Origin of the sequence: Reichenbachiella agariperforans (assembly GCF_900142205.1) — a bacterium.
GTDB classification, from domain to species: domain Bacteria; phylum Bacteroidota; class Bacteroidia; order Cytophagales; family Cyclobacteriaceae; genus Reichenbachiella; species Reichenbachiella agariperforans.
On sequence record NZ_FRAA01000009.1, the window covers coordinates 149845 to 169553 of the forward strand.

The window sequence follows — 19709 nt, forward strand, 5'->3', positions numbered from 1 at the left end:
AGCTTATGATCGATTACAAATATTTCAAATAGGTCTCTAAATCTTTGTCCCCTCGACCTGACAAATTCACAACGACATGTTCATCTTTACCAAACTTCGTCTTGTCCAAAACTGCCAAAGCATGTGAGGATTCTACTGCAGGAATAATCCCTTCCAATTTGCACAATTCCAAGCCAGACTGCATAGCATCTTCATCTGTGATTGCTTGATACTCCACACGTCCCGTCTCAAACCAGTGTGCCAGCGCTGGACCAATACCTGGGTAATCCAAGCCCGCAGATATCGAATGTGGCTCTACCACTTGACCATCATCGGTCTGCATAAACAAGGTCTTGCTACCATGCAATATCCCACTCACTCCCTTGAAGGTTGCTGCTGCAGTGAAGCCAGATTCGAGCCCTTTACCAGCTGCCTCTGCGGCGATCAATCGTACCTTTTCTTCCTCCAGAAAATGGTAGAATGCACCCGTTGCATTGCTCCCTCCGCCGACACATGCAATCACCACATCAGGCAGTTCTGAGCCTGTCTTTTCTTTGAGCTGTTTTCTGATTTCTTCGCTGATCACAGACTGGAACTTAGCAACCATATCTGGGTACGGATGAGGCCCCACGACAGAGCCTATGATGTAGTGTGTATCGAAAGGATTTGCAATCCAATACCGCATCGCTTCATTGGTCGCATCCTTGAGTGTTTTCGATCCCGAAGACACCGGTACTACCTGCGCACCGAGCATCTTCATTCTACCGACATTCGGAGCTTGGCGTTTCACATCTAACTCCCCCATAAAGACCGTACATTCCAAGCCCATCAAAGCACAAGCCGTAGCAGTCGCTACCCCATGTTGTCCTGCACCCGTCTCGGCGATAATACGCTTCTTCCCTAGCTTTTTCGCTAAAATAATCTGACCCAGTGAGTTGTTAATTTTGTGCGCTCCAGTATGGTTCAAATCCTCCCTTTTGAGATAAACATTGGTTTCATATTTCTCTGACAGGCGAGTCGCCAAATACAAAGGACTCGGTCTACCGACGTAGTCTCTGAGTAAAACATCGAACTCATCCTTAAACTCCTGAGTCCCGATAATATCCAAATATTTCTCTTGCAGCTCAGCTACATTGGCTTGCATCATCTCGGGGATAAACGCCCCGCCAAAACTCCCATAATACCCACGTTCGTCGGGGTTCAGACTAGTTTTCATATCTTCTACTACTTCTTCGTTTCGCTTATAAATTTCTTGAGCACATCCACGTCTTTTAGCCCTGGTTCGATCTCGAAACGGCTATTGACATCAATGGCTATCAACTGTTCTATACCCAAGGCACGGACTCTTTCTACATCCTCTGGGCCAATCCCTCCACTAAGAATCAGTGGCACAGTCATTTGGTATTGTTCTAGCACAGACCAGTCAAACTTGACTCCATTCCCGCCATGGTCTACCCCTTTGGTATCGAACAAAAACGCATCCACATACTCGGTATATTCGTCCAATTTCTTTGGCAAATGATCATAGACTGGAAAAGCCTTCCAGACCTGATATCCAGCCGCTCTGAGCACTGCACAGTCACGGGAGGATTCGTCTCCATGCAACTGTAATACGTCTAAGTGATATTCCTTGGCGATGGTCAGAACCTCTTCTACCTGCTCGTTAACAAACACGCCTACCTTTTCCTTGTCCAAAGCTCGCAGGTCATTCGACGACAAGCTACCATCCAAAAAGAAACGTTTGGACTTAGGGTAGAAAATAAAACCAATGTAATCCACCGATGAATCGATCAATTGATCCAAATTCTCCTTGTGTCGTATACCACATACTTTAATCTGCATCACACAAGCTCTTCTGTCATGAATTTCTTAAGCTCTGCGGCTGGATCATCGTGCTTCATGAACTGCTCACCGATCAAAAAGCCCTTATACCCTACTGCTATGAGTTCGGCCATATCCTTCGTCGTGGAGATGCCACTTTCGGATATTTTGAGTTGCTCCTTGGGTAGAACCTCCGACAGATCGATAGAGTTCTGAATCGTCGTTTTGAATCGTTTCAAGTCCCTATTATTCACCCCCAAAATGTCTACTTCTGAAATATACCCCTGACGAAACTCCTCTTCGTTGTGAATCTCTAACAACACCTCTAACCCCAGATCATGCGCCACTTTGGTAAAGTGCGTTATCTCCTCTTTGGTCAGAATAGCAGCAATCAGCAGCATCAAGTCCGCTCCAATCGCCTTGGTTTTGTATATCTGATACTCATCGATGATAAAATCCTTTCGGAGGATCGGGCAAGTAACATGCGGTCTCGCTCGTTGCAAATCCTCTATCGTCCCACCAAAGAAAGGCTCATCGGTAAGGATAGAGATCGCAGAAGCACCTGCTTCACAGTAGCCCTTAGCCACTTTCATCACATCCACACGGTCGTTAATCACCCCTTTGGATGGAGACTGGCGTTTAAACTCCGAGATAATCCCCGGCAATACTGAGCTTTTCAACCGCTGAGCCGTAGAGATACCTGACCTATCAAAATCTGGCATCTTAGTCAATTGATCTATGGAGAACAAAGCCTTTTGCGCTGCAACTTCCTTTCGCTTTTCAGCTACTATTTTATCTAAAACATTCATTTCCCTACTTGGATAAACTTCTTAAAACACTGATACGCTGCACCCGAGTCGATAGACTCTTTGGCTTTCGTGATCCCTTCTTCAAAACTCCCTAATCCTTGCCCCATATAGAGCGCTAGGCCTGCATTGGCAAGCACCACGTCTGTTTGAGCTGCTGTAGCCTCACCTTTGAGCACTTGTTCAAATATCTTGGCTGAATCCGCTACGGTCTCTCCCCCATGAATCGCGGCTGGAGAGATTCGCTTCAATCCAACATCTTCTGGAGAAAAAGTCAGTATTTCGTCTTTGGTGTACACCTTAAAATCACCAGTCAAGGAAATCTCATCATACCCATCCACGGCATGTACGATAGCACAATCACGACCTTCTTCGCGGTGCAGATCCTGGTACAGCTGTGCAACCTCTAGGCTGTACACTCCCATCAACTGCTTGGCTGGCTTGCTCGGGTTAACCAAAGGGCCTAGCATATTAAAAAATGTCTTGATTCCTAGATCTCTACGCACTGGAGCTACATTTTTCATCGCAGGATGGAAAAGTGGCGCATGCAAGAAGCATATCCCTGCTGTCTCCATACTCCTCTGCAAAACGGACTCCTCCGCAGTAAACTCGTACCCAAAATGGCTCAACAAGTTAGATGAACCACAGTTAGAAGACACACTATTATTACCATGCTTGGACACCATCTGCCCTGCCCCAGCCACGACAAAAGACGAAGTGGTCGATATATTGAAAGTATCCTTACCGTCACCTCCTGTACCGCACATATCCATGGCGTCATAGGCACTCAAATCGATCGCATGACATAGCGCCAACATCGCATCTTTGAAGCCTGACAGCTCATGTGCTTGAATCCCTCGCATGCGATAGATCGTCAGAAAGGCTGCCAACTGGCTAGGATTATACTCTCCCTGTGCCAGCTTCATCAGTGTCTCTTGTGCTTCTGCCTTGGGCAAGACATAGCCTCCTGTTAGTTTCTCTAATAATTCTTTCATCTCTAAGACCTCTTATAGTTTCATCCAATTATCCATCATCTGGATACCATGCTCTGTAAGTATCGACTCTGGGTGAAATTGTACGCCACGAAGACTATATTCTTTGTGCGCCAGTGCCATCACCTCATTATTATCATCGACAGCCGTGACCATAATATCCCCTGTCTGATTAGGGTCTACTGCCCAACTGTGGTAACGGCAAATCTTGAACTGCTCAGGTAACCCCTTAAAGAGCGCATCCTCAGCTTTGACATGGACATTGGTCGCAATACCATGCAGTACGTCAGGCAGATTATAGAGCGCACCACCAAAGCACTCCGCAATCGCTTGGTGTCCTAGGCATACGCCCAAAATATTCTTATCTGGTGCATAGGTACGGATCGTATCCATGAGTATACCACTGTCTTTGGGCAACCCTGGCCCAGGAGATAGTAGTATCCGGTCATATTTGGCCACATCGGCCAAGGCTATCTGGTCGTTTCTAAATACATCGAGGTTTTCATCTCCTTCGAGTTCACGGATGATATGAACCAGATTATAGGTGAACGAATCGTAATTATCTAATACTAAGGTCTTCATTTCGCTTTTCTTTGGGCTTGATTCAAACTATTGGCTTTCTCTATAGCGGTCTTCAATGCCCCTATTTTGTTGTAAACTTCCTGCACCTCGCTATCTGGGTCAGATTTGGCTACCACTCCCGCACCAGCTCTGAAGTGCAACTGATTATCTTGACTCAAAAACGAACGGATCAGAATGGCATGGTTAAAATTACCATAGAAATCCATCAACCCGATCATCCCACCATAATAGCCACGCACGGTTGCATCATATTGATCGATCAACCCCATGGCTTTGTATTTCGGTGCTCCAGACAAGGTCCCTGCTGGAAACGTATCCGCTGCTAAATCAATGGCTGATTTACCTCCTCTCAGGATAGTAGTCACCTTAGATACAAGGTGAATCACGTGAGAGAAAAACTGAATCTCTTTGAACTTCTCTACCGTGACTTGATCCCCAGAGATACTCAAGTCATTGCGGGCTAGATCGACGAGCATCACATGCTCAGCAGTTTCTTTCTCATCTTCGGAGAGTGCCTTAGCTGCTTTGGTATCTTCTTCGTCACTACCTGTACGTCGGTAGGTTCCCGCTATCGGAAAAATGGCTGCTTTACCATCATTGACCTCCAACTGTGCCTCTGGAGAAGAGCCAAAGATGCGAAACTTACCATAATCGAAATAGAACAAATAAGGCGAAGGATTGACACTACGGAGTGCCCGATAGAGGAAGAAATCATCTCCCTCATAGCTTGTCTTAAAACTGCGCGACAACACCATCTGAAAGGTATCCCCCAACTGACTATGCTTGATGGCTTTGAGCACGTTTTCCCTAAATTCACCATCTGTCATATCCGACTCGATCTCTCCATCAGACGAAAAGTCAAACTGAGGAGTTTTAGACGAAAAGATGAGATCTTCCACGTTTTCGATTCCCTGATAACTCTCCACTGGATCACCACTATTTTCAGTGATAAATATCTTGTTACGGAAGTGATCAAAGGCGATGACGTACTTGAAGCAAAAGTACTGCATCAGCGGTATCTCAAAATTCTTTGGCTTGGAAGGATTAAAAGTGATATCCTCAAAATACTGTACTGCTTCATAACTCGTAAAGCCAAATAAGCCAGATTTGGTATAGTACTGTTTATCATCCTGTGGCTTGAAACACTCCGAAAAAGACACAAACTGCTCTCGAAGATCTACCCCCGCCAAGGCTTCACTCGTCTCTTCTTCCTCTGGAAACCTCTTAAACAACCTATCCTCCTCGACTCTAAATTCCGCAACGGGCTGAAAACCTATATAGGATATACTTCCTTCTTTGGCATGATAGTCAGAACTCTCTAGCAGAAAAGAATTCGGATACTTTTCTCTTACTCTTAGGTAGATACTGACTGGAGTGATTAAATCCCCTAGTATCTCCTTGGTCTTAGAATATATTTTAACTTCTTTCATTGATTTTTAGCAAAAAAAAAGCCCTGACTGTGAACGTCAAGGCTAATGTTATATTTTTATAAAATACACACAGGTCGTGTTCACTTCTGATTAGAAATGCACCACCACCAAGTCATATTTTTGTTTATCATTTTCATTGTTGCAATTATATCCTAGTCCGACGAAAGTGCAAAACTTTCCTCTAAATTTTTATAGATCAAGTTCAATCATCTAGCTCAACATTCATTAAACCTCATCTTAATAGGTCTAGCTTTTCCAAAGTACTCCCTCTCAAAACCTGAGAGACCCAACCCTTTATAAACCACTAGAAATAGCAGCTATGGAAAGTTAAAACATTATTTAAATACGATTATCCCACACTGCCATTCATGGATCATCTAATTTATTTCATCTACAATACACTAGATTTTTAAGAAGTTGTATAAATTCGTAAAGGCATAGGATGTTGATTTCATACACTATCCATACTCTATCCATGCCTTATCTATACTTTTGCAGCAGCATAGTTCGAGATAACCAAACGCTAAACCGAAACTCATGTCCAAAGTCACTGAACATCTCAGCCTGCTCGTTCGTCTATCAAAAGTAGACAATTTCATAGCAGAGCCCGAAGCGAAGATGATACACTACATCGGTTCTCTACACGGAATGGAGAGCAACGAAATCGAGCTAATCATAGACAACCCACTCCCTATTACCGATCTACATGACCTACAACCAGAGACTAAGTTTGAATACCTCTTTAATGTCGTGCAATTGATGAAGGTAGATGGCAAAGTCTTCCAATCCGAAATAGACTTCTGCGAGAAAATCGCTATGAAACTGGGTTACAAACCAAGTGTAATCGCTGATCTATCAGCCTATATCTACAGTGATCCCAACATCAGTACCAACAGAGATTTCTTAAGAAGCATCGCCGACGAACACCTAGTCCCTATGCGGGGCAACTAAAACATTATGGGCTGAAAGCACCATCGGTTTATAGGAGAATGAAATTCTCTACATTCCGAATCAAGACCTTAGATCGCTAGAAACTAGATTGTAGACAAAAAAGTATCAAATCTCTATCTAAATACTAGTTTTCCTATTGAGGTTGGTAGAAACTAAAGCGAGATGCACTAAAGTCCATAGTTTTCAACTCCAACTCTGACCAATAAAACTAGTTTGTATAGAAAACCAAAAGGCTATCTCCTTTTGGTTTTCACTTTAGAAGTACTTCTTCCTTTTCTTCTTAGCATCACATCATAACCATACATATATGACACGGACAGTACCAGCATATTGGTATGGTACTCTGTATCCTCTTCGTAGATAAAAGCATCCGACAGTACGTTTCCCTCATTGAAAGCCAAGAATGAGTGACCAAAGCTATATTTGAGATCTACGATAGCTCTACTGGTAGGAGAAAATTCAAAAATAGCTCCAAAACCAAAATCCAGTGCATACTGTAGTCTATTGGGTTTAGACACGATAAACTTCCCTGGAATATCTGTATTGGCTAATTCTTCTTCAGTGAGGTCCATAAACTTCACATTATAATTAGCTTCCTCATCCCCAAACCCATATATCTCATCGGTACGCAACGTACCTGTACCTCCTAACCAATAACTCAGTCGTGGCCCGAGCTGTGCCAGCAACTTAATTTTACTATCCTTAAAAAACACGAGTCGTGCCATCAGTGGAGCCGATATGTAATGATTAATTGTTCTGCTATCTACAAACTGTCCACCATATCCCCCTTCGCTTAAAGGTGTTTCATAGGCTTCTGTACTACGGCTTCTGTTATTGACCCGCATGTACACTAGCTCCGTATGCACTTCAAAATTACTTTTGGTAGAGTAATCAAACGCTATCCCAGCATGCCAATTTACTTTGGACGAAGTATTAAAACTATCTAACCTCGCCTCATTATGATACCTAGGCGTCATCAACTGCCCTCCCACTTTAGGTCCTACCCAAAACTGCGCTTTGGCAGACACAGCACACAACATCACCCAAACCACTAACACCAGTTTCTCTTTCATTCTTATCAGATCAATCTAATTCAAAGTAAAGTACAAAAAAATATATAATATCTCATATTTCATCTATGAGTCATTACTTTTGTAAAATTAATAATAATTTCAAGACTTTCGATTTATTGTATCAAGGAACAACTTCTGTTCTTTCGCAATTTTAATATAGTTTTGGCATAAGTATATAAGAGCCTAACATATCCCGTTATGTTATGAAATTATTGATAGGTGGATTTGTATGAAAAAAATAACATTATCATTTTTACTACTCTCCTTTTTAGTAGTTGGTAAAATCAGTGCCCAAGATCAACGCGTTTACAGCCAGTTTTTCATGAACCCATATGTACTAAACTCAGGCTATGTCGGATCGACAGGCTACAGTACATTATTTGGTTCTTACCGCCAGCAATGGATAGGACTCGATGGAGCCCCCGCTTATGCTCATGTAAGTTTTCACACGCCTCTACAAAACAACCTATCTATCGGAGGGATGGCCTACAACGATCAAGTTGGCGCCATTACTACCTCTGGTGCAAAAGTAACGGGAGGTTATTTATTACAACTAGAGAGAAAACAATTTATTCGATTTGGACTCTCTCTGGGGGGAGGCTACACGGGCTATGACGTAGAAGCTGGCAATGACCCTACCCTAGCCAAGTATGCAGGTACAGGTACTTCATATGTCACGGCAGATTTAGGAGTTGTTTACTATTACAACGACTTGAATATCGGACTGTCCGTTCCTAACTTAATCGGAAGAGACATGGTCAGCCCTGATGGCTTCAGCGAAATACAACTCAAGCCTTATGAAAATCTATTGATACAAGCGAGCTATCGTTATTTGCTCAACAAGAATCTAGCGATCGAACCACATGTCCTCTATAGGTTCTCTACAGTGAACATGCCACAATTTGAAGTAGCAGCCATTGCTCATATCGGTCACGTAGTCTGGGCAGGGTTAAATTACCGACAAGAATATGGAATCGCAGCACTGGCTGGTTTCAAAATCCAAGAACAATGGGCTATAGGTTTCTCCTATGAATACGGCAACACAGAACTGGCAGGCTACTCTTCAGGAACTGCCGAGGTAAGTATTGGGTACAACCTAGGAGACAAAAAGAAGTCACAAAAGCAAGCACAATCTTTCATACAGAATTTCAGAAGAACCAAAGCACAAGAAGACCGTGCTGCACAGCGACGACAGCAACTCGCTCAGCAACGAGCACAACAACAGCGTGAAGAAGAGGCTGTAGCCGTTACAACCCCTGCTCCTACGCCAGCCACAGAAGAACCTGTAGAAACGCCTGTACAGACCGAAGCAGAAGAGGCAACTCCTGCGGCAGAAATCGCTATAGTTAGTGAGACCATTGATCATTCTATCCCTTTAAAACATCGCACCAACACTGCGGGAGAATGGGAAATCGGAGCGACTTACACACAGGTTCGTGTAGACAGCTCAAAAATCTCAACCGTAAAATGGACAGACGCATTGACCGCTACACCAGCTACATCTGCCGAACTCCCTCCTAGTACAGTGAGAAAAGGTGGCCACTTCTTAGAATTACCAGCAGGTCACCACGTCGTAGCAGGTGAGTTCGATGACTTCCAGGCCGCAGAAGACTACAGTGATGAAATATTCGAAATGGGCTATCATGGCGCAATCGTAGGGTATGTCTCTAAGATGAAGCAATATGTAGTCGTGGTACACAAAGGAGCCACTATGAGACAAGCCGAAGAAGAGCAGAAAGTATGGAGTTCTAGACACAACCTAGATCACGTATATATCTTAAATGTATTGAACTAATCAGCTATGTTGAAGCAAACGATAATGAAACTCAAGCACCTTGTTATAATCGCCATCAGCCTGATCAGTTCTTCCGCTGTGGCTCAAGTTCCCTATATCAACAAAATCAGTCCTAACTCAGCAGCAGTAGGAGAAACTATCAATATCATTGGTAGTGATTTCCCTACTAGTAATGTGACCGTATTCTTTGGAGGCGTAGCAGCGACTACCGTAGACGCCAGTGCATCCCTACTCATCGCAACAGTGCCTTATGGTGCTACTTTTGAGCAAATCTCAGTAGTCAATACGCTCACTGGAGATATCGCCTACTCTAATCAAAAGTTCTTCAATACTTTTGAAGCTGCGGACTTAGGGGCCGATGAAATCAATGACCATCTCAGTAGTCAAGTCACTAACAACACCAATGAATTCCAAACCCAAGACTTATGCACCTGTGACTTGGACAAAGATGGTGATTTGGACATTATCCTTTCGAATGTCGGCAGCAATAACATTACGGTATTCACCAATACGAGTACAGCACCAGGTAGTAGTAATGCATCCTTCGTAAAATCGTCCATCAGTAATACGCAAAAAGTCACCAATGTAATCTGTGGTGATCTCGATGGAGATGGCTATGCGGATCTAGTTGCTAACGAGTTAGGAGGATCAGGACTATTATATATCTATAGAAATACAACTGCAGCAGATGGCAGTGTGGACGCACCTGTTTTTGCCGCAAAGCAGACCGTACAAATCCCAAACCTCTCTAATGGAGACATTAGAAAACCAGGTAAAATAGCCATTGCAGATTTAGATTTAGATGGTCATCCAGAGTTGGTCGCGTTGGCAGAAGATGACAACAGCCTGTTCATCTATCAAAACAGCAGTACGCCAGAAACGATCACTCTTAATGCTACCCCAGTCATCTTGACAGCTTCGGAAAATTCAGGGACTGCTGGATTAGGAGGACTAGAAATAGCAGACATGAACAACGATGGTTTCCCCGAAATTATCACTTCCAATTTTACAGACAGGGGATTATATGTATTCGAAAACCATAGCAACCCAGGCAACTTTAGTTTTAACAGTCCTCAGTTCGTTGATTCAGGTGCTAGTATACGAACGATCAAAGTAGGTGATCTGGATCAAAATGGCTTTGCAGATATCGTCTTGAGTAACTCGGATGTCAGTATTCACCTCGTCGAAATTATCGCTAACACTTCTACGACTGTGGGATCCACGCCTACTTTTGCCAACTCTTTTGAAATCCAAGACATCCAACGAAGCTGGGGCTTAGATCTAGGAGACATAGACGGAGATGGTGATCTGGATATCGTCTTTGCATCCGTAGGTACTAACAACTTTTACGTCCTAACCAATGACAACCCTACCAGTATCGCTGCAGCCAGCTATAGCGTGAGCAATGTACCGCTCACCAACAATAGTAGAAATATAAAAATTGCAGACCTAGACAATGATGGTAGACCCGATTTCGTCTTTACTAACAATTCTACAGCAGCTGCTCAAGGTGCCATGGGTATCAAGTATAACGAAGTTTGTTTTGATCCTGAAATCACCGTAGATGGGAGCACTAAACTCTGTACAGGTGAAACCGTAGACCTGATCGCTCCAGAAACAGGTTTATCCTATATCTGGAAGAAAAACGGTACAATCATCGCTGCGACTAGCAGAACCCTTACTGTAACGGAGTCAGATGCGGGCAACTACACGGTTGCCATAGCAGATGCCTGCTCTAATGATTCACCAGCTATCACAGTCCAGTCACTAAGTGCCAGCTATACGACCCCATCTTTCACCTTTAACACCAACACACCATGTGTAGGAGAAGACTTGAGTGTCAACATCATCTCAGATCCTAGCACATCTAACTTTAAACTCACTGGACCAAATAATTTTGAAGTAGAAGGTACTGACGTCACTGCGATCACTGTATCTTCAGTTGACATCAACAGTTCGGGTTCATACGTACTCACTACCACTTCTAGCAGTAGTGGTTGCGAGATTAATTCTGCACCTGTCACTTTAGAAGTTGTCGTACTCCCTACTGTCACCGTTAACAACGAAGAAGCGGACCAAATCTGCGATGGATCTAGTCTCACCCTTACCACAAGTACTTTTTCGGGGTACACCTACGACTGGAAATTAAATGGATCGAGCTTTACCCCCGCGCAAACGGATCCAGCTGGACTCACTATTACTGACGAAGGAGACTACAGCGTCACGATCTTGAAATCTGGATGTGCTGAAACGAGCGAAGAGCGAACCATCACCAAAAACACTCCACCTGTGGCTTCTTTCACTCCTTCAGCTACAACACTTTGCGAAGGAGCTGACATCAGCTATATAGCGACCTCTACTGGTGATACAGGATTGACTCTGGTCAATACTTGGGATTTCGGAGACGGCAGTACTGCTACTGGTAATACCGTTAGTCATGCACATGCATCGGCAGGTACTTACACCGTCAGCCTCACAACCAGCTATGCTGGTGTAACCAACTGTACCTATACACCAACTACCCAAGAGATTACAATCACAGCGACCCCTAGCGGTTCAGCATTAAATTTGATTCGGTCAGACAACTCAGACCCCGTCAACTATGAAAAATGTGAAGAGTCTAGCCTGCTTCTCAGAGTACAAGACCCTTATACGAGTTACAATTGGAAAACAATAAGCGGGACAGACACTACCACTGTATCACAAACCTCCACTGCACAGATCAGTGGTGAGTCACGAACCACAGTTCTGCTCAGAGATGACCTTCAATGCTCTTTCTATGCTAGTGAAGTACAAGTGAGTAACTACATCAACGGTGGGATTTCAATTTTACCAACAGGCAGCAACCAAATCGTGAGCGACCCGACTTTAGGACAGATTATTAATCTAGAAGAAGATCAATATACAATCAACCTGAGTACTGACGCGACCTCTCCCGTGTGGACGCCTGAAGACATAATAGACAACCCTACCGCCATCGATGTATTGGTGACACCAAGCAGTGCCCGTGAGCAAGTTTTTTTATCAGGTATCGATCTACAAGACTGCCAAGCTACAGACAGTGTATTACTCATCACCCCAGGAGTGAGAGCAGACAAGAGCTTCACACCCAATGGTGACGGCATCAATGACTGCTGGCAAATATCTAACGTCAGCGGAACAGACTGTGAAATCACTATATTCGATGCTAAAGGCCGAAAAGTAAAGGACATTAGCTTCTCTCCCGACAACAGTTTCGATGATTGTGTATGGGATGGCAGAGCCAATGGACAGGAAATGCCTAACGGTACTTACTATTTTAGAATGTCCTGTTCAGACAGTGAAAATGAGAGTGGAGGAGCGATTTTTATGGCTCGATAAGTTAATTACGCAAATCACCTAGTTGGTACGCAAAAACCGTAAATTCATCGAAAACACACCTTCTATTTGTCATATTCTATATAAAAAAAGTACACAATGCTTACTTTAGCCTAGTGATAGTCTTACATTATACATATAATGGTGATTCTCTAGTAGAATTAGAACAAAACCGAGCTGGTTACTTTATGCCTTGCTCACGCATAAAAAGTATAACTTTTTTCAACTCCTATGAATAGCTATAGAAAGATAATTTTTATCCTTCCTTTTTTGTTAACTGCATTGTTGACCTCTTTCATGGTCTCTGCACAAGAGATCTGTGATGATGGAATCGACAATGACAATGACGGATTCATTGACTGTTACGATGGTCAGTGTTCTGGGGATGCACAGTGTCTCGAGTTTTATTTTGGAAACTCAGTCAAATGTAGTGATGCCGCTACGCAGAACCCTGCGTTCACGGTCAAGCTACAGTGGGCATCAGCAGACGAAACGGCATTTAACTCTGTCACCCCAGCCATAGGAGATATAGATGGTGATGGCACACCAGAGGTAGTCTCTACCAATCGTGAGCTCAATACGGTCACTATCCTAGATGGTGCTACAGGTGCCACTCAAGAAGGACCTCTCAATGTAGGTTTTGATATAGCCAAAACCGTAGCGATTGCCAATCTAAACGATGACGACTGTGGTGAAATATTTGTTCGAGGATTCAAGAACAAAAACATCAAAATGTACGACTGTGAGTTGAATCAAATATGGAGTAAGCAGACAAACACAGGAGACAAAGTCGGGATCATATCCCTTGCAGATTTCAACGGAGATGGAGTGGTTGAACTATTGCATGGTAATGAAATTAGAAATGCACATACAGGAGATGTAATCATAGCAGGTACGGGTAATTTCCGAACAGAAGTACCTCACGGTACGCTAGCTGTAGATATTTTACCTGATGCGGCCTGTGCCGCTTGTTCTGGTTTAGAGATTGTAACGGGAGGTAAAATCTATAGCGTAGACATCCCTGCACAAAGTGACCCTAACGTAACCGTAACGGGAACAAGAAATTTAGAGATGGACATCAATGACATCCTACCTTCGGATGGTCAATATGACATCAAATATGATAGCTGGAACTTCAATGCCGCTGCAGTAGCCGATTACAACCTAGATGGAAACATCGATGTACTCTTCAGTGGTGGACAATATGTAAGTGGTTCATTGGTCACGACGGCCTTTTTCTGGGATCCTACAAACAACAACACACTGACTTTCAATGTCCCGCAAAACCATAAAAATGCAACTGGACGTATCAACATCGCGGATATCGATGGAGACGGAAAACTCAACTGTACGTTCGTATCCAAACAAAGACTCTATGCGCTAGACGAAAACATGGATGAGCTATGGTACAAGGACATCAATGAAGGGTCATCTGGCTTTACCGGGTGTACCGTATTTGACTTTAACGATGACAAAGCCGCTGAAATCATCTACCGTGGGGAGAAGTACGTCCATATCATAGATGGTAAAACTGCGGTCTCATTGAAACAAATCAAATGTACCTCAAGAACCTTTGAAGAATATCCCGTCGTGGCGGATGTAGATGGTGATGGCGCGAGTGAAATATGTGTAGCCTGTTCTACCGATGACAACACGCCTTTCTCTCCATACTCAAATGGTAAATGGAGTCAAATCAGAGTCTTCGAAGCAGATGGCGGTGAAAACTGGCAACCCTCTAGAGCTGTATGGAATCAGCATGGTTACTTTAACGTCAACGTCAATGATGATTTGACTATCCCTGCAATACAACAAGACCCAACCAAAGTGTTTTCTAGTAATGTATGTACCTCTGGCCCCAACCGTCCTCTCAATGGATTCTTGAACCAAGCGCCTTACCTCAACGAAGATGGCTGCCCATCCTATGTAACGCCAGACATCGATATCGTGAGTATTACCAATATCGGTATGGCGGCATGTCCCGACGTATCGTTCAGTGTCACCGTCAACATCCAAAATTCTGGGGATGTAGTCCTTTCTGGTATTCTACCAATCACCTTCTACAATGGTTCTCCGCTAGAAGATGGATCTACCAAACTAAACACCGTTACTACCTCTATGTCAGGCTTCAATGTCGGTAGTAGCATGGCTATCACTGCTGAAGTTATCGGTGGTGGTGGAGATTTTGATCTCTATGTATCCGTCAACGACGATGGAACCCAAAACCCAGCCGTCACGAACTTCATTAGACCCATCCCTGAGTGTAATGATGACAACAATATAGAATTCTCCGCAGTTACTTCTGAGGCTTTTGATCTGGAACATGAAATCGTTAGTCATAACGAACTATGTAACCCTGCCCTACCAGACAATGGTGATGCCAGAGTATACTACTTTGGTACGATTAGTGAAACCGTCGAAGAGATATGGGATGAAGATTTTGATGATCTAACAGCAGGTGTAGAAGTAGACAATGGTACGACTGCATGGGAATTCACTACTACCCCATCAGACGCAGATGATCTAAACGTTTCCTTTACGGGAGCTACCAACGAACTATTCTTTGCAGACACAGATGGTGAAGCTGTCTGGAAATCAGAAGTAATAGATATCAGAGGGCACCAGTCAGTACGTGTATCAGTAGACCTACGCTCAAGTCCACATACAGATAACGGGAATGACTATCTCAGACTTTATTATTCATTGGATGGGGGATCAGAAATAGGTTTTACTGACGGCATCCATTCGGGTAACTTTGGTTCTATCACTGCTACCGCAGCAGATGCTGGTGACGAAATACAAATCATCGCTAGAGTAAAAACAACCGAAGACAATGAATTCTACTATCTAGATAATATTTTGGTAGAAGGTGTAACTGACGCGCAAACTGGTGAAATCACTGCTGGGTTTGATTTTCACTGGTTTCAAAACAACAACTATTCAGATACAATCTACACAGGTAACAGAATCGCAACACTCGAAGACGGTACCTATCAAGTCATCGCGAGTTCACAAAGCAACTCCTGTCAGTCTGATCCAGAAGAAATCATCATCGACAGAATCGAAGACAGACCTGTCGTAGGTATAGACAAGACTCAAGACCTCACCAACTGTTCTTCACCTGATGGGGTATTGACAGCCTACGTCATTGACGGAACAGACCACATCACTGCAGGATATGATTTCAAATGGTACATAGGTAATGACTTGACTACAGTACAGAGTACAGGAGCAGTTGCTTCCAACCTACAAGCACGCACCTACACTGTCGTGGTGACCGACAACCTATCAGGCTGTGAAGAAACCTTGTCAGAAGACGTGAGTACTGCTGTCATACTACCCGTGATCGTAGAAGAAGATATTGTACATGTTACTGATTGTGAAACGCCAAACTCTGGAGAAATCACACTCAACACGGCAAACAATACGGACTCCAACCCGAGTAATGATGATAATCTCTCCCAGTTTCTATTCAATTGGTACAATGGTACGGAGATAAAAGCCACTCCAGATTACAGTGGCAATGGCAACAATGGAGGAGGAGTCTCTGGAAGAAGAAGAAACGACTTAGCTCCAGGTTTTTATACCATAGAGTTAATTAACAAAAACACGGGTTGTCTCTCAGCTCCTATAACTTTGGAGGTCTTAGATAATTCTGATTCGCCAGTAGTAAGAGTAGACACCCGAGACAATAATTCCTGTAGTGACAATGGTAGTGGTAGCGCAACTGCTACTGTCTTTGGAGATGTAAGTTCTAACTACACCTTCACTTACTACTCTGGCTCAAGTATCATTGACGCTAATAAAATCAGTACTGTATCGGGAGGAAACGGCCAAAGTGCCCTCCTACTCAGTGCAGGTCAATATCTTGTCATTGCAGAAGAAAACAGTACTGGGTGTACAGGTAGAAGTCAGTTCACGATTGACGATAACATCACTAACCCTACCAGTCCAGTCGACCCATTAGATCATATTGTCATTGAGCATGCTACCTCATGTAATGGTACTTCTGTGGCTTCTGGTTCTATTGATGCCTCTGGTCTGGCACTAGACGTTGTAGACACCGATGAGTATGAAGTAGTAGAGAATGGTAGCTTTGAAGTTCCTGACACGAGATTAGCCAGCAATGCACCTTATGTAGTCGCTGGAGGACCTATTGGTTCTAACAGATGGTTCTATATCGATCAAAGTAACACCGATGGATGGAGCACCTACAATGACCATGCGGGAGAAACCTATAGCAACGTAATCGAAATCCACCCAGCGGGATTCGAAGGCAAGCAACCGTATGAAGGACATCAGTGGGCAGAACTCAATGCTCACTACCCTAGTACGCTGTACTTTGACGTGGTAACCAAGCCTGGTATTCGTATGAAATGGGGCTTTGCTCACAGATCACGTGTAAATGGTACCGACTGTATTGCACTCAAAATAGACGATATTTCTGAAGGGGAAAATGGACTAGTCATTAGTAACCAATGTTCTGAACTCAACAACTCTGGACTAAACGGTTGGGCATATTATGAAGGAGATTATGTAATCCCTGCGGGACAAACTGCTACTCGTTTTGCATTTGAAGCTGTTTCTTCAGAAAACGGAAGTAACGTAGTAGGTAATCTACTTGATGGAATCGTGTTCGAAGTAGCTCAGTACTACTATCAACTCTATGAAGGTAGCAACACCAGCGACCCAAGCAAATTAGTAGCAGAAAACACTACCGCTGTATTTGATGATCTACCAGCTGGCACATATACCATTTCAATAGTCAACAACATCACGGGTTGTCCTACCGATGACATCACTGTAGTAGTCCAAGAAGCCGATCAGCAGCCAGTGGTTATCAGACAACTTAAGACCTCTGATGATTTCTGTGTGAACGGAAATGGCTCACAAAGAGTCGCTTCATCTACTAACACCACTTTGGGAGAACCCGCAGCTGGTTATGAGTACAATATCTACACTGGTACTAATACAGGGGCTACACCATACGATGGCCCTTATATCGACGCTGATGGAGATTATACTTTCACAGGATTAGAAAATGGCACTTACACCGTAGAAGTTATCAACCTTGATAACCTATGTTCGAGTACTACGCCTGTCACAATTACTGACAATTCAGACTCACCTACTTATGCAGGCCCGATCATTTCACCCAATACTACATGTAGTGGCACGCCTAATGGTTTTGTGTCTATCAATGTATTTGGCGATTCGAAAACCGAATATACTTGGTCATGGTTTGATTCTAGTGGAAACCCTATTGCTGGCAAAACAGACCTAGACGGGAATGTAGACGCTACTGCTAACAACCTTATCGATTTTGCAGCCGGCGACTACTCCGTAACTGCCGTACATACACTGACAGGCTGTAGCCCTGGTTCTCTTAGTGTAACCATTCCTAACCAACCTGCATCACCGCAAATCAAGCTCGAAGAAGTTGCCTCAAATACTGGCTGTACGATAGCCAATGGTTCATTGACTGCTAGTAGATATGTAGCAGCAACAGACACCTACACTACAGATGACACGACTTTTGAATGGTTCATCGGTACCGATGACTCAGGTACTGCTCTCTCAGCAGGTGACGATGCAGGCAACGGGTCTATTGTAGCTTTATCAGGTACAAATAATCAAACTATCACAGGCCTAAATGCTCCTGTATCAAAGGCAACCTATACCGTTCGTGTAACAGATGATGGCGGTTGTGTCAACACAGCTACCATTACCTTAACAAATAACCCTACGGATCCTACGATAGACGAAACCACTGCTAACGTGACAAACTTATCAGTTTGTGAAGGCAGTGCCAATTTCGCAGATGGAGAGATTGAGTTAGTGACGGTGAGCGATGCAGTTAGTTCTGCCCCTGCTGATTTCGTTTATACTTGGTATTTCGGTTCTTCGGTAGATGCAACTAAACTCATCTCTAACGGTGATGACATAGCGACCTTGAAAGGCAACAGCCCTGCAGCTACTCAAGTGATTTCAGGTGCTACTACCCACCACATCACAGGACTAGATGACGGCTTTTACACCGTGATAGCTAGTAGAACTGCTACAGGTTGTGCGTCTGATCCAGTCACGATAGAGGTAGAAGCTACCCCTATCACATTGAATGCAACACTGGATGCAGCTAATACTTTAACCAACAGTGTCTGTGACATCACCGTCAACACCACGTCAGCACATGACGGTAAAATCACGATTGACCCTACTTCACTCCCTACGGGCACAGCAATAAGTGACTACACATGGGAATGGTTCTCAGGGACTGATGCTACTGCGGGACAAGAAATTGCCACAGTACTCACATCAGCTACCGAATCAGACAATGTACTAGAAAACATCCCAGGTGGTGACTATGCAGTACGTGTAACAAATACTACCACAGGTTGTGTAGCAGTGGAGACTTATAGCATAGCAGATGATGTAAAGTCTGTCAACATCGACAACTCCGTTGGGGGAGATGTTACCTCTACTCCTCTTACAGTCTGTGAGGGTGCTGCGACGTATCCAAATGGGGCAATAGAATTGAACAACATCGAAGTAGACGGTTCACCAGCCGCATCTGGAGATGTATCCTTTACTTGGTACTATGGTTCTAATGTGGATGACACCAAAGAAATCGAAGATGGTGATGACATCTTTGTCACCAAAGGTTTGACTAATACGGCTTCTGTAACAGTCACAGGCGCTACAACGGAGCATATCCAAAATCTCAATAACGGTATTTACACGGTCGTAATGACTGATTTAGCCTCTGGCTGTGTGTCTGATCCTATTTCCGTCACCATCAACAACAACCCTCCGGCGGCTTATACAGCTACAGAGGATGCAACACCAGGTGCTACGGTCAACAACTCCGTCTGTAATCTCGCAGAAACTATTTCTGGTGAATACAATGGTCAGATTACCATCACGCT

11 protein-coding genes are annotated in these 19709 nt (G+C 43.8%); 4 read left to right on the forward strand and 7 right to left on the reverse strand.

Annotated elements, in window-relative coordinates; translation table 11 throughout:
• Positions 1 to 13 precede the first annotated feature (13 nt).
• The 6 genes from trpB to BUB99_RS18310 are packed head-to-tail and all read right to left on the reverse strand — an operon-like array spanning position 14 to position 5610.
• Positions 14 to 1195 carry a tryptophan synthase subunit beta gene (gene trpB / locus BUB99_RS18285; RefSeq protein ID WP_073124990.1) on the reverse strand — a complete coding sequence of 394 codons (1182 nt, stop codon included), beginning with the start codon at positions 1193 to 1195 and terminating at the stop codon, positions 14 to 16.
• Between the two features lie 8 nt (positions 1196 to 1203).
• Entirely contained in the window at positions 1204 to 1821 is a 618-nt protein-coding gene (locus BUB99_RS18290; RefSeq protein WP_073124992.1) for a phosphoribosylanthranilate isomerase, read from the reverse strand.
• A complete protein-coding gene (trpC, locus tag BUB99_RS18295; protein WP_073124994.1) occupies positions 1821 to 2609 on the reverse strand; it encodes an indole-3-glycerol phosphate synthase TrpC in 789 nt (262 codons plus the stop codon). Before trpC ends, BUB99_RS18290 begins: the two co-directional genes overlap by 1 nt.
• Positions 2606 to 3601, reverse strand: coding sequence for an anthranilate phosphoribosyltransferase (gene trpD, locus BUB99_RS18300; protein ID WP_073124996.1), 996 nt, complete (start codon positions 3599 to 3601; stop codon positions 2606 to 2608). Before trpD ends, trpC begins: the two co-directional genes overlap by 4 nt.
• A 12-nt stretch (positions 3602 to 3613) precedes the next feature.
• Positions 3614 to 4180, reverse strand: coding sequence for an anthranilate synthase component II (locus BUB99_RS18305; protein ID WP_073124998.1), 567 nt, complete (start codon positions 4178 to 4180; stop codon positions 3614 to 3616).
• Positions 4177 to 5610, reverse strand: a complete 1434-nt coding sequence (locus BUB99_RS18310; RefSeq protein WP_073125000.1) for an anthranilate synthase component I family protein — start codon at positions 5608 to 5610, stop codon at positions 4177 to 4179. Before BUB99_RS18310 ends, BUB99_RS18305 begins: the two co-directional genes overlap by 4 nt.
• A gap of 537 nt (positions 5611 to 6147) precedes the next feature.
• Between BUB99_RS18310 and BUB99_RS18315 the strand changes: the two genes are divergently transcribed.
• A complete protein-coding gene (locus BUB99_RS18315) occupies positions 6148 to 6561 on the forward strand; it encodes a hypothetical protein (protein WP_073125002.1) in 414 nt (137 codons plus the stop codon).
• Between the two features lie 233 nt (positions 6562 to 6794).
• Here the strand turns inward: BUB99_RS18315 and BUB99_RS18320 are convergent, their stop codons facing one another.
• A complete protein-coding gene (locus BUB99_RS18320) occupies positions 6795 to 7634 on the reverse strand; it encodes an outer membrane beta-barrel protein (protein WP_073125004.1) in 840 nt (279 codons plus the stop codon).
• Between the two features lie 229 nt (positions 7635 to 7863).
• Here BUB99_RS18320 and BUB99_RS18325 point away from each other — a divergent pair, with 229 nt between their 5' ends.
• From BUB99_RS18325 to BUB99_RS18335, 3 genes are all read left to right on the forward strand, one after another.
• Complete coding sequence (locus tag BUB99_RS18325) at positions 7864 to 9429, forward strand: PorP/SprF family type IX secretion system membrane protein (protein WP_073125006.1); 1566 nt, start codon at positions 7864 to 7866, stop codon at positions 9427 to 9429.
• Positions 9430 to 9435: 6 nt separating this feature from the next.
• Complete coding sequence (locus tag BUB99_RS18330; protein WP_084190660.1) at positions 9436 to 12789, forward strand: FG-GAP-like repeat-containing protein; 3354 nt, start codon at positions 9436 to 9438, stop codon at positions 12787 to 12789.
• A gap of 228 nt (positions 12790 to 13017) precedes the next feature.
• On the forward strand, positions 13018 to 19709 hold a 6692-nt coding region (locus tag BUB99_RS18335), incomplete at its 3' end, for a hypothetical protein (RefSeq protein ID WP_139281094.1).